16 protein-coding genes are annotated in these 12,425 nt (G+C 40.8%); 9 read left to right on the top strand and 7 right to left on the bottom strand.

All coding sequences use genetic code 11. From position 1 onward, the window contains the following. Positions 1-99: 99 nt before the first annotated feature. From ubiB to rraA, 5 genes are all read right to left on the bottom strand, one after another. The gene (ubiB, locus tag AAEY93_RS16020; protein ID WP_101032959.1) at positions 100-1,749 is read right to left on the bottom strand and encodes a ubiquinone biosynthesis regulatory protein kinase UbiB; all 1,650 of its coding nucleotides are present in this window, start codon (positions 1,747-1,749) and stop codon (positions 100-102) included. Further along, positions 1,746-2,366 carry a ubiquinone biosynthesis accessory factor UbiJ gene (locus tag AAEY93_RS16015; protein ID WP_335688268.1) on the bottom strand — a complete coding sequence of 207 codons (621 nt, stop codon included), beginning with the start codon at positions 2,364-2,366 and terminating at the stop codon, positions 1,746-1,748. Before AAEY93_RS16015 ends, ubiB begins: the two co-directional genes overlap by 4 nt. Then, on the bottom strand, positions 2,366-3,121 hold the full coding sequence (ubiE, locus tag AAEY93_RS16010) for a bifunctional demethylmenaquinone methyltransferase/2-methoxy-6-polyprenyl-1,4-benzoquinol methylase UbiE (RefSeq protein ID WP_101032957.1): 756 nt from the start codon (positions 3,119-3,121) through the stop codon (positions 2,366-2,368). Before ubiE ends, AAEY93_RS16015 begins: the two co-directional genes overlap by 1 nt. A gap of 256 nt (positions 3,122-3,377) precedes the next feature. Continuing rightward, a complete protein-coding gene (locus AAEY93_RS16005; RefSeq protein ID WP_351078289.1) occupies positions 3,378-4,406 on the bottom strand; it encodes a formimidoylglutamase in 1,029 nt (342 codons plus the stop codon). Between the two features lie 98 nt (positions 4,407-4,504). Continuing rightward, positions 4,505-4,990, bottom strand: coding sequence for a ribonuclease E activity regulator RraA (gene rraA, locus AAEY93_RS16000; protein WP_101032955.1), 486 nt, complete (start codon positions 4,988-4,990; stop codon positions 4,505-4,507). 386 nt (positions 4,991-5,376) lie between these two features. Here rraA and AAEY93_RS15995 point away from each other — a divergent pair, with 386 nt between their 5' ends. The 3 genes from AAEY93_RS15995 (at position 5,377) to AAEY93_RS15985 (ending at position 7,577) form a co-directional block, all read left to right on the top strand. Beyond that, positions 5,377-5,625, top strand: coding sequence for a YgjV family protein (locus AAEY93_RS15995; RefSeq protein WP_101032954.1), 249 nt, complete (start codon positions 5,377-5,379; stop codon positions 5,623-5,625). Positions 5,626-5,926: 301 nt separating this feature from the next. After that, the gene (locus AAEY93_RS15990) at positions 5,927-6,442 is read left to right on the top strand and encodes a phosphatase PAP2 family protein (RefSeq protein ID WP_351078285.1); all 516 of its coding nucleotides are present in this window, start codon (positions 5,927-5,929) and stop codon (positions 6,440-6,442) included. Positions 6,443-6,527: 85 nt separating this feature from the next. Next, positions 6,528-7,577, top strand: coding sequence for an MJ1255/VC2487 family glycosyltransferase (locus AAEY93_RS15985; RefSeq protein WP_124014065.1), 1,050 nt, complete (start codon positions 6,528-6,530; stop codon positions 7,575-7,577). 70 nt (positions 7,578-7,647) lie between these two features. Here AAEY93_RS15985 and rsd read toward each other — a convergent pair whose 3' ends face one another. Beyond that, positions 7,648-8,115, bottom strand: a complete 468-nt coding sequence (gene rsd / locus AAEY93_RS15980; RefSeq protein WP_101032951.1) for a sigma D regulator — start codon at positions 8,113-8,115, stop codon at positions 7,648-7,650. A 461-nt stretch (positions 8,116-8,576) separates the two neighbouring features. Between rsd and hemE the strand changes: the two genes are divergently transcribed. The 6 genes from hemE (at position 8,577) to AAEY93_RS15950 (ending at position 11,908) form a co-directional block, all read left to right on the top strand. Further along, a complete protein-coding gene (gene hemE, locus AAEY93_RS15975; RefSeq protein ID WP_124014066.1) occupies positions 8,577-9,641 on the top strand; it encodes a uroporphyrinogen decarboxylase in 1,065 nt (354 codons plus the stop codon). A gap of 266 nt (positions 9,642-9,907) precedes the next feature. After that, a complete protein-coding gene (locus AAEY93_RS15970) occupies positions 9,908-10,531 on the top strand; it encodes a hypothetical protein (protein WP_351078280.1) in 624 nt (207 codons plus the stop codon). A 27-nt stretch (positions 10,532-10,558) separates the two neighbouring features. After that, entirely contained in the window at positions 10,559-10,909 is a 351-nt protein-coding gene (locus tag AAEY93_RS15965) for a hypothetical protein (RefSeq protein WP_351078277.1), read from the top strand. A gap of 6 nt (positions 10,910-10,915) precedes the next feature. Beyond that, positions 10,916-11,263 (top strand): hypothetical protein, encoded by a 348-nt coding sequence (locus AAEY93_RS15960; protein WP_351078275.1) that lies wholly within the window; start codon positions 10,916-10,918, stop codon positions 11,261-11,263. Between the two features lie 30 nt (positions 11,264-11,293). Beyond that, the gene (locus tag AAEY93_RS15955) at positions 11,294-11,554 is read left to right on the top strand and encodes a hypothetical protein (RefSeq protein WP_101032947.1); all 261 of its coding nucleotides are present in this window, start codon (positions 11,294-11,296) and stop codon (positions 11,552-11,554) included. Between the two features lie 3 nt (positions 11,555-11,557). After that, positions 11,558-11,908 carry a hypothetical protein gene (locus AAEY93_RS15950; protein ID WP_157822219.1) on the top strand — a complete coding sequence of 117 codons (351 nt, stop codon included), beginning with the start codon at positions 11,558-11,560 and terminating at the stop codon, positions 11,906-11,908. A 227-nt stretch (positions 11,909-12,135) separates the two neighbouring features. On the opposite strand, the gene AAEY93_RS15945 is transcribed toward AAEY93_RS15950, so the two are convergent. After that, a complete protein-coding gene (locus AAEY93_RS15945) occupies positions 12,136-12,336 on the bottom strand; it encodes an ATP-binding protein (RefSeq protein WP_351078271.1) in 201 nt (66 codons plus the stop codon). Positions 12,337-12,425 lie beyond the last annotated feature (89 nt).

Raw genomic sequence — 12,425 nt, 5'->3', positions numbered from 1 at the left:
TCTTTAAATAAAAAATAGTTTTTGTATAAAAGTTATTTCAAGGTTCACAATACCACCCAATTCTTTAAGTATTATGAACCTCTAATTATATAGTGCTAGCTAAAATTTACGATTCTTTGGCATAGATCGCCATCCTATCGCCCAAAATAGGCAGCCAGAAGCAATGCAGGTGTATGCTAGCCACAGTGTAGCGTTTTGAGTAAATAATATTGTGCCGCAGATCAACAAAACTGCGGACGTGATTAACAGGTAGTTGCTTTTGTGTGATTTATGCTGGTATTTCAGGTATTTATCTAGCATTTGTTGCTGAGTTCCGAGTAATTTACGACCTAACTTTAAGTTGTCGTAAATCAATTCAGGAAACTCGGGGAGTTTGTCCGCCCAAAACGGTGCATTTGATTTTACTTTGTTGAACAGAGCTTTAGGACCAACCTGTTCAGACATCCAGTTTTCGAGGAACGGTTTTGCGGTTTGCCATAAATCTAATTGTGGATATAACTGACGGCCTAAGCCTTCAATATAAAGTAAGGTTTTTTCCAGCAACACCAGTTGTGGTTGCACTACAATGTCAAAGTGGCGCGCGGTTTTAAAAAGTTCCAGCAATACATGGCCAAATGATATTTCATCTAGTGGCTTGTTGAACATAGGTTCGCATACCACTTTAACAGCTTGTTCGAAGGCGATGATGTCTGTGTGTTCAGAGACCCATCCGGATTCAATATACAACTGGGCAATACGGTGATAATCGCGATTAAAAAAGGCTAAAAAGTTTTCCGCAAGGTAGCGTTTATCAACCTCGGTTAAGGTGCCCATAATGCCGCAATCTAGACCAATATAAAATGGGTCGTCAGGATGTTCGCGGCTGATAAATATATTACCAGGGTGCATATCGGCATGGAAAAAATTATCCCGAAACACTTGAGTGAAAAACAATTCAACACCGCGCTCGGCTAGCAGTTTAAAGTTGGTGCCTTGGGCGCGTAGCGCTTCTGTGTCAGAGACAGGAATACCGTAAATACGTTCCATGACCATTAATCGTTTGTAGCTATGTTCTTCGTAAACAAAAGGCACGTATAAGGAGTTTGAATCAATGAAATTATTGCGCAGTTTTATGGCGTTAAGTGCTTCGAGTTTAAGATTAAGCTCGCCTAAAATGGTGGTGCGGTAATCTTCAATCACTTCAGCAGGACGTAAGCGATTACCATCACCTAGTAATGTCTCCAGTATGTTAGCTGTTTGGATCATTAACTGTAAGTCAGCTAGAATTTGCTGCTCAACATTTGGACGTAAGACTTTAAGTACTACGTCTTTGCCGTTGGATTTTAACGTCGCGGTATGGACTTGTGAAATAGAGGCTGACGCCAATGGGGTGTCGTCAAAATCATCAAAATAAGTGCTGATTGGTGCTCCAAGCTCCGCTTCGATGGCTTGACGTGCTAACGCTGAATCAAATGGTGGCACTCGGTCTTGCAACATGGCCAATTGGTAAGCCCATTCGTCGTCAAGCAAATCACGGCGAGTCGACAGCATTTGCCCTAGTTTGATGTATACCGGACCTAAATCTTGCATCGCCAGCTTTAAGCGTTCGGCAGGTGATTTATTTTTATGTTTATTACGGATCCAAAATAAACCGTTGCGCAGAATTGAGAAATACCATGGCTTTTTGTGTCGAGGAATTAAATCATCTAAGCCAAAATGCAGAATGGTCTTAATGACATGGTAACCACGCCTGATACTTGCAGTTGTCATTTAATGATTTGATCTCTTAATTTGGTTATCTTTGCTTCGATACGTTCGGTTTGGCTTACCAGTTCATCCAGATTATCACGAAAATGCAGCCATTCAATTTTATGCGGTGCCAGACGATATTCTTCGGTTGTTAACTGGCTGATGTGCGACCGAGTTTTTTGTATAACCTGCTTTATATCATGGCTAAATTGTTTGGCGCTAGTGACAATTCTATGGGTCGGAGCATCACCTATGTAGCGTGATAATGGTTCGGCAAAATCAATATGAATGTTCTGTAAATAGTGGCTTAACGATTGAAGTAATTGAATATCACCTTCCAAACTGAGTTTATCTTGTTTGATGAGCTCAGTTAAGTTAGCGCCTTCAGTGAGCTGATATAAGGTGGATACATCAGCCCGCACCGTCACGGCTACGTCACCTTCATAATGGTTGAGTACTTGAATTTGCTTAGCAAATACTAAATAAAGCGGCCAATCTAGCTGGCTCAACTGGATACAAAAAACTTTGCCGTGCAATGATTTCTGGCGAGCATAGTCATTTTTAGCCTGTGCTGGCAGCTGGTTAAAAGCGGTTTCAATGGCTGCACAAGTTAACAAAGCAAAGTGATTAGGCATCATTAAAACTTATAACCTCGATGTAATGCGACAACACCGTCTGTCATATTGGTGTAGTCAACTTGTTCAAACCCAGCATCTATCATCATTTGTTTAAGTGTTTCTTGATCAGGGTGCATACGGATGGATTCGGCAAGGTATTCGTAGCTGTCGGCATCTTTAGTGATTAGAGCGCCCATTTTTGGCAATACCTTAAAGCTATACATGTCATAAACTTTACGCATTAATTCATGTTTAGGCGTAGAGAATTCAAGCACTAATAGTTTTCCGCCAGGCTTTAATACTCGTTGCATGGAGCGTAATGCGGCATCTTTATCGGTTACATTACGTAAACCAAAAGCGATAGTAATAATATCAAAATGGTTATCTGGAAACGGTAATGCTTCAGCATTTGCTTGCACATAACTGACGTTGTTGACGATGCCTTTGTCACGTAATTTGGTTCGACCGACTTTGAGCATAGAATCATTAATATCGGCAAGAACGACTTGACCTCGATCGCCTACTAAATGGGAAAACTTAGCAGTAAGGTCACCCGTTCCACCGGCTAAATCAAGTACTTTCATACCTGGTCGAGCAGCAGCGACTTCAATGGTGTGACGTTTCCAAAAACGGTGAATACCAAAAGACATCACGTCATTCATAATGTCGTATTTTGCCGCGACGGAATGAAACACGTCAGCGACTAACTCTGCTTTTTTATCGGCTTCGACAGTTTTATATCCAAAATGAGTATTTTTTGGTTCGCCTTCAGACATCGGTATATTCCTATAATGAGCGATAATTAATAGTAAGTGTATGCCATTGCTAATGATTGCTGAAATGCTCTAGTGTGATAGTGTGACAACTATCAATTAGCGGTCTCACTTTACACCCGATGTACATTTCACATCAACTTGAACGCAGCAATGATCTTCGTGTCGATTAGCCCCAGTATACATCAGCAGTTAAGGCTAAAAAATTGCCCTGCATTAGAGCATATAATTAGCATTTAATGAATAGCGTCCACAGATCCTAATTCAAACAAGTTAATCTTCCCTGAATATAAGCATAAATTAGCTCACTAAGAGCTTGACCTGCATCACGATAACCCGCTTCTACCCCCGCGTGATGGCATGCTGGGGCGGTTTCTGCAAAATGAGCGTAATAGCATGGACAATGCCTAGCAATATAATGCACATAATGGCATGCATCGAGTAGTGGAATACCGGCAAATGTGGCCGCGCTGCTGGGCATATTGGTGATGACATCGACATCGAGTTCTAGTGCCACTGGCAGTTGTGTTTGATTTAACGATATCGCTATTTGCTTTAATACCGTCTCGAGCGGCAGTTCACGACGAACCCAAATTTGTTGAAAGCTATGCCATGTGGCGCCAAAAAGACTTAGTTGTTCAAGGGTGACTTCGCTGTTTTTTAATTCATGTAATCCGAGAATATGATAATGATCGAGGGCGCCATTGGCGGCTGCATAACTAAATCCATTACCGCTGTGGCGACCTTCTCGTGGTCTAAAGTCACTGTGCGGATCCAGATTGACCGCTGCGACAGGTAACCCTGTGGTGGCTTTTGTGGCCATTAATAAACCGTAAGCGTTATTATGCCCGCCGCCAATGACGATGGGTTCTAACCCTGCTTGCATGATTTGACTGATCGCAGCAATGACGATGCTATCTAATTGCGCTGTTGCTTGACGTAATTGTTCGATAGTCGCTGTTGCAGGCAATGGCGTGTCGAGACTGATTTGGCCCAAAATGGCACATTCGTTGCCATTAAGAAATCGATTGGACTGTAAATTAAGCAACTGCTTCATGCTGGTGACAAAGGCATCATCTGCTCCACCTCGGCCTAGATTGGCCCGTGGTCCTACATCTTCTGCAATGGCAATAATGGCAAACTGTGCGCCAGAAGACTTAGCATCGAGCGCATTTTGCCCTAATGACAGTTCTGCGGATGCCAGATAAACCTGTTGGCCTATTTTTGTTTCATTAGGGCGTAAGTTTAATAATGTATCGCAGTGCTGTTGAGTAAATGCGCTAAACATGATTGTTCTCCAAATTACAGCCATAAAAAAACCAGCATAGCTGGTTTTTAAAGAAATAGTCTGCCAGCTTTTACAAAGCGAAGTTGGCTATGACGTTGTTATTCAATATCTAATGGTTCTGGAGATAGAATAACACCGGTATTATCAGCGTAAATATGGTCACCAGGTAAGAAGGTCACTCCACCAAAATTAACTGGAATTTCGATTTCACCCACACCGTTACTTTCAGCACCGACAGGGATCGAAGCAAGCGCTTGAATACCAATATCAAGTTCTTCAAGGGCGTCAACATCACGCACTGAACCGTAAATGAGAATACCTTCCCAGTTATTGGCAACCGCTATTTCAGCAATTCTAGCGTCAAGGAGCGCGCGTCGTAATGAGCCACCACCATCAACTAATAATACTTTACCTTCACCGTCATCTTGTAGAGCATCAGCAATAAGGCCATTGTCTTCAAAACACTTAATCGTACTGATTGAGCCACCGAAGGAGCTGCAACCACCATAGTTACTGAACATTGGTTCGACGACATCGACTACATCTATATACGTGTCGCAGAGTTCTGAGGTGTTGTATTCCATATTTCACTCCTGTAAGACAGCAAAGGTAAATTGCTGGGTAAAGCAAAGTTAAATGAATTATATGAGCTTTTTATGAAAATAAAAGTCTTATTAATCACTGGATTGTTATAAATCAACTTATGGTGTTACTTATGCGCAGATGACACATTGACCTAAATAGAGAACGGGGATCAGATTTGGAAGTAATTTTCTTTCAAATTGAACAGATTAGCCGATATATGTTGATATAAGTCATCATAATACGTTTTTTAATTACATTTATGCTCGCCAGTTTGTTAGCATATTGATAAATTAATTAATGTAAGTTTACAAAATAATGCTAGCTTTAGGGGCACGGAATCCTCGTTACGCTTACGGAAGGCAGAGGGCCTGAAATAGAGGTTCTTATGGAAAATATCAATATTATTGAAATCTTAGGTTATGCTGCATCCGTTATGGTGGCCATTTCACTAATGATGAAAGACATCGTTTTACTCAGATGGTTAAATTTTGTCGGTTGTTCTTTTTTTGTCGCCTACGGATATGCAATCGAAGCTTGGCCAGTTGCGGGCATGAATGCTTTTGTAGCATGTATTAACATTTTTCACTTAATTAAGATTTATCGTAATAAAAGCGCAAAGTCGCAAACTGCATAAATGGCACAGAAAGTGTTTCTGTATCGTTTACGATAAACAAATGCTGTTTATGTCTCCTCTTAATATGAATAAGAGGGGGCATTTTTTATATCACCCATCCGCGTCTTCGCAATACACTTGGTTTATATCATCACTTCTCGACTCACTTAGCTGTCATAAAACTTTAGACTAACTGTCACCTCGTGTTCATTATCCCTGTCTATTATCTAAACTGTTAACAAATTAATAACGTTAGTCGGGCAATTATGACCGGGTAAAGATAGAGTAATTGATATTCCTGACGTTTGGCATGGAGTTAAGCATGAAGATGAATATCAGCCAGTTAGATAAATATTGGTTTTATTGGGTCGTGCAATTTAGCCGAGATAACGGCCTAAATCAGGCCGCTAAGCGCGTATCTGCAACAGGTGATGGCCACTATTATGTTTACTTATCTGTTGCGCTATTGTTTTTTCATCCTAACGGTCAGTACTTCTTTAATTTAGTGTTGGGCAGTTTTGTGGTTGAGTTTCCGTTGTATTTACTGCTAAAAAACAGTATTCGGCGTCATCGTCCTTGTCACGCTTTAGTGGGCTTTGAGTCAGGTTTTGAGCCGTCGGATAAATTTAGCTTACCTTCAGGGCACACTGCTGGTGCCTTTGTATTGGCTAGCGTGGTGGAGCTGGTGTTTCCTGCCTTAGCACCAATAGCGTTTGCTTGGGCTTGTTTTGTCGGCTCATCGCGAATCGCCCTAGGGGTACATTATCCTTTGGATATTATTGCTGGCGCAGGGCTGGGTATGGGATCCGTATTACTTGTTGAGCAACTCATGTTTTGATAACTCATGTTTTCATCGCTCATGCAGTAATGAGTGCAGCATGTTTCCATCTTGATAATTCAGCCGTTGAGGATTGTAAGCCGAAATGAAAATTTTGTATGGAGTTCAAGGCACCGGGAATGGTCATATCAGCCGCGCGCGCGTGATGTCTAAAGCGCTTAAGCAACATAATATCGATGTCGATTTTCTATTTTCAGGCCGTACACCGCAATATTACTTTGATATGCAATGTTTTGGCGATTATCAGACCCGTAATGGCATGACATTCGTGACCGAAAATGGTCGCGTTAATACAATGAAAACTGCCAGATGCAATTTAACGACGGCCATTTTTTCTGAGATTAAGCACTTAGATTTAACGGGTTACGATTTAGTGTTAAATGATTTTGAACCCGTGAGCGCCTGGGCTGCGAAACAACAACATGTGCCTTCGATAGCCATTAGTCATCAGGCTGCATTACAATATCCTGTGCCTAAACAGGGTAACAATTGGTTTAACGAGTTTTTACTGAATCATTTTGCGCCTGTCGATATTGCTTTAGGTTGTCATTGGCATCACTTTGGTTTTCCTATTTTACCTCCTTTTGTTGAGGTGTCGCCCAATGGTGGTGATCATAGCCATCAAATTTTAGTGTATTTACCGTTTGAAGATGCCGATCGTATTGCGGCATTTTTAGCTCCATTTGATCAATATCACTTTTTTGTTTACCACAGCATGCAACCTTTGCAAGAATTAGCCGAGCATATTCATTGGCATGGCTTTGATCGTGAGGGTTTTAAACAACACATGGCCCAATGTGGTGGGGTGATCGGCAATGCTGGCTTTGAGTTAGCCAGTGAGGCGATGACCTTAGGTAAAAAATTATTGGTGAAACCTTTACTGGGGCAATTTGAACAATCGGCTAACCTTGCTGCGTTACAATTACTTGCGGTGGCAGAGAGTATGCAAACTTTAGATCCAACCGTGCTTAAGCGTTGGTTAAAAAGCCCATCACCTAAGCCGATTGCGTATCCACAGGTGGGCGATGCATTGGTGGCCTGGTTAAAAATGGGCGATTGGCATCAGCCGCAAGATTTATGTCAACATTTATGGTCACAAGTTGAGCTGCCTGAAAACTGGCATAAACGGCAATAACCTTAGGTGTAATCAAGGGATCCGCATTAAAAAGTGCGTAACAAATCGCACTTTTAATGGGCTGCCTCAATTAAGGAAGACGTTGGTAAAGGAGTTCTAGAAGCTCATCTTCTAATTCGAAACGCGACTCCATGGCTTGTGCTAAATGAGATAAATCGTTGTCGAGCTGATACAGCACTTGTTCGTCAGATGCATCGGTATATTTATCATAAAAATCCAACGCAGTATCTGTGCTTTCACTAATGCGCGGTAATAAGCCATTGGCTGTTTCTATGCTCGACTCACCAAACCTTTCACAAGCTTTAACAACGTTGTTGTATACCTCAAAGTGGCCTTCAGAAACATAATCAACTAATTGGGCACAAAACTGTTTCACTTGATCCATTTTTGGAAGTGATTTTTCGCTGCGAGAATAGGGTGCTAATCCTGCAACAATAAAATATTGGATCAATAATTTGCGGCGATTACTTATCCATTGATCGATTAAATTATGAGCACCGCCCCAGCGTCTTTCTGCTTTTTCTAGTTTTGTTAGCATGTCTTCTCTCTAATTGGCAGTCTTTATGTAACCACTAATGTATTGGACAACGTGTATTATGATCAACTGTTTTATTTATATTTGCAGTGGACCGACCCTTTAGGATGAAAAAAGAAACGGCATAACGTGGATAATAAAAAACCCCATGATAGGCATGCCATCACGGGGTAACTAAGTTTTCAAAGGCTCGATTTGTCGTGCTTCTTGATTGTTCTTGCTAGCGCATACTTTTTATACCAAACCCCATTCCTTGGCGCAACTTTTAATCCTATAAATTGCGATTTACACATCAGTATTGTGTGTTTTGTGAGCGGATAAGGCGGTTATGTTAATAAAATCGACACTAGATTTAGGAATAGCTCACATAAATTCTGCATGGGTGGTTACATTAATCAGGTAAGTGCTAAACTAGCGCCCAGCAGAAATCATAGAAATCATAACAGTCTAGGAAGAAAGCCCACATGGCAGAATTAAAGAATGATCGTTATTTACGTGCGTTACTGAAGCAACCTGTTGATGTCACTCCAGTATGGATGATGCGTCAAGCGGGACGTTATTTACCTGAGTATAAAGAAGTTCGTGCTCAAGCAGGTGACTTTATGTCTTTATGCCGTAATGCTGAATTGGCTTGCGAAGTCACTTTACAACCATTACGTCGTTATGATTTAGATGCTGCGATTTTATTCTCAGATATCCTGACTGTGCCAGATGCTATGGGCCTAGGTTTGTATTTTGAAGCCGGTGAAGGTCCACGTTTTGAGCGTCCGACTGACACCATAGATGCGATTAAAAAGTTATGTATTCCTGATCCTGAAGATGAATTAGGCTACGTGATGCGTGCCGTAAGCACTATTCGTCGCGAACTAAATGGCTCAGTGCCGTTAATTGGTTTTTCGGGATCGCCTTGGACACTGGCCACTTACATGGTTGAAGGCGGTTCAAGCAAAACATTCGAAAAAATTAAGCGTATGGCCTATGCCGAGCCCGCTGCATTGCACATGTTATTAGACAAGTTGGCAGACTCAGTGGTGTTATACCTTAATGCGCAAGTTGCAAACGGTGCACAATCGTTAATGATTTTCGATTCTTGGGGTGGCGCATTATCTCACCATGCTTATCGCGAGTTCTCATTGCGTTACATGCAAAAAATCATTGATGGCTTAACTCGCTTTGCTGACGGCCGTAAAGTACCTGTTACCTTATTTACTAAAGGTGGCGGATTATGGTTAGAGTCTATGGCTGAAACAGGTTGTGATGCATTAGGTTTAGATTGGACTGTTGATATTGGTGATGCCCGTCGTCGTGTTGGCCATAAAGTGGCACTACAAGGCAACATGGATCCATCGATGTTATATGCCACACCTGAACGTATTCACCAAGAAGTGGACCAAATTCTAGCCAGCTACGGCGAAGGTAATGGCCATGTATTTAACTTAGGCCATGGTATTCACCAGCATGTCGATCCAGATCATGCCGGTGCATTTATCAATTCTGTGCATGAGTTGTCTGGTAAATACCACAAGTAATTCAGTGGTATTGGCTAACAAAAGCGGATCTTCGGATCCGCTTTTTTGTTGCCAAAATTTAAAGTTGTTTTATGTTTTTCCAACACAGCCATTTAAAATTTACTTATCATTTTTGAGTAGGCTCTGCGTTTATCATAGTTATTTATGACTATAGAATGAAAAGGTTAAACATAATAAAATTACCCATCATTACATTTGATCTATAGATTGTGATTTAAACATAAAGTTTATTTAAAATGTGCGCTTAATAAATCAAGGAAGATATTATGCCAATTGAAATTAGTATTTGCCCTAAAGGGCGGATAACAGGTCTTACCCCCAATACACCACCATCAATCTTAGACGCACCTTTTCAGGCTCCAGGTGTTCCACAAGTTAACTTCATGGATAGTTTTAACACAGCATATGCTCAAGACCATTTATTGAATAACGAATTAGGTAAATTTAAAACTAAACCGTTACATCAAAGACAAGCCATTGCGCAGGTTAACGAAGCTGTTGGGCCTGATATGCTTTTAGCACTATCTGATTTTTATGATCAACAGTTAGATAGTTTACCAAAAGATTTTTTTGCAGAGCAGAATAAAGCAATGATGGGAGCATCCATCGGTGCAATGGGTCATCATTTATCACAATTACAAAGCGTAATAAAAGAATACCAAATGGCGCTTGAAAAAGTGCGTAATGCTTACCGTTCAAAAATGCCAAAGTTAGAAGTCCTTAAGTTTGAACAAACGGCGCGGCAGTTACATAGTCGGTTAAATTCACAGTTTCACAATGAAATTTCAAAACGACTAGCTAGCTCAAGAGCTCGTAAGGCTAGCATTTGGAACAATGCTGATCGTGGTCTTAATCAGGCTAAAAGTGCTAGAACGACAAAACCAATCTAAATTTCGTCTGCAAAAGAGCTTCGAACATTGAATAAATTCGCTGGTGTTGCAAAATTTGGCGGTAATGGTTTAGTGCTGCTGGATGTCCATTCTCGAGCGACAGCGGTAAGAGATACCTTCGAGAGCGGCGGTAATTGGGAGAAACAAGCTTTGCAAGAGACTGTCGGTTTTTCTATGGGTTTCGCAGCCGGGACAGCCGTAACAACTAGTGTTTATGGCGTCGCAGTAGGCATTACATTAGCGTTTACTCCCGTAGGATGGGCTGTGGTAATTGGTATCGGTGTGGGAGCTTCTGCTGGATTCTTAGCTGGTTATTTAGCTGACCAGTTTGGGAAAGGTATAACAGGATCTGTTTATGAATTAAGCAGTGGTTGGTGATTGTAAATGTTTGAGTATAAAGATTTATTTGTGATCATCAGTATTTTGGTAATGATAAATTTTGGTGTGTCACTGCTAATTTTTGCACAATTGACTGTTCATCCTTTAGAGAAAAAAATTAAGAGTTCTGGAGGAGAATTACCCAAATGGGACAACATGGGAATTCGTATATCGAGTTATGCTTTATCTCTGATGTTTAGTATCAAAGCAAAATCAGCGCAAATGGTAGATGAAGATTCGGTACGAAAGTTTGCAACTAAAAATGATCGTATCAGAGCTATTTATACTATAGCCTCTCTTGCCATTTTTTTATTATTTGCAATATTCTATTCGCTTTTTTTTGACGAAAACTAAAAACTAAACAGGTAGAAATTTATATGCTTATTGCAATTATTAGTGGTTCCGCTTAAGCACTGGTTCAACTCAGATTGGTTTTTTTCTGCAGGTTTCGCGGCTGGAACTGTCGCAGCAGGTAGTGCTTATAGCATTGGAGTTGGTATTGCGCTGGTATTTACACCAGTTGGATGGGCTGTTGTGATTGGAGTTGGTGCAGCCGCCTCTGTTGGTTTTCTTGTTGGATTGGGTTTCGATACAGCAGGTAAAAAAATTACGGGTAAACTTTATGATGCAAGCAGTAATTGGTAATTTATGATGGAAAATTATGAAAGTATATTTTGGTTGTGTTGCAGTATTCCGTTAGTCAATTTCTTTATAGCTTATTTGGTTTTTGCGCAAATGACCGTACACCCTATAGAGAAGAAAATTAAGGCTTCAGGTGGAAGCATACCGCAATGGGATAATATGGGGATGAGAATTCCGAGTTATGCTGTAGCAATGCTCTTACCGGTTAAAGTAAAGGCTGCACAAGCTATAGATGAAGATTCTGTTCAGAAGTTTACTTCCAAAAGTGATAAAAAAAGAGCTATATATTTTATGTGCTCGTTTGTCATTATATTAATACCAGTGATGGTTGGGTACTTTGTATTTGGTCCCAATTAGAGCCTGAGAAATTCATTAATTATAAGTATCTTTATAACGCTCAAATTTTGTGTATCACTACTTTCCATACACAGAAAATGTGGTGATCCATGGATTGGACTTTTGAGCTATAGGGCAATATATAGTTGCATTTGGGAAGTCTTATCCCATATTCACTTGTACTGTAGACTCTTATTCGCCACCGTCTATCATGGTCATTAAGATGTTAAATCACAACAAATTCAGCTCTAACCCTGCGTTACAAGCTCTATCTTAAATTCACTGCCGACGCCCGGTTGGCTGTCTATTTCAATTCTGCATTTCAATAATCCCAATAACTGCCTGACGATGGCGAGTCCGACGCCGAGTTGTGGCAGACTTTGATTCGCTTCAAACGACAATGTGGTCATCGATAATTGTTTCAGGGCGTCAACTTCATGCTGGTGCATGCCAGCGCCTGTCGGTGTTTTTCAAGGTAGTTGGCACTCTTTACTTAAATTTTAAGCTGCATTTCTTGTTTCTGTTTCAGACTTCTTAT

It is taken from the genome of Shewanella sp. CAL98-MNA-CIBAN-0140 (assembly GCF_040309905.1).
Lineage (GTDB): Bacteria > Pseudomonadota > Gammaproteobacteria > Enterobacterales > Shewanellaceae > Shewanella > Shewanella psychromarinicola.
Note: the sequence above shows the minus strand (reverse complement) of the source record. Positions and strands in the feature narration are given on the sequence as shown.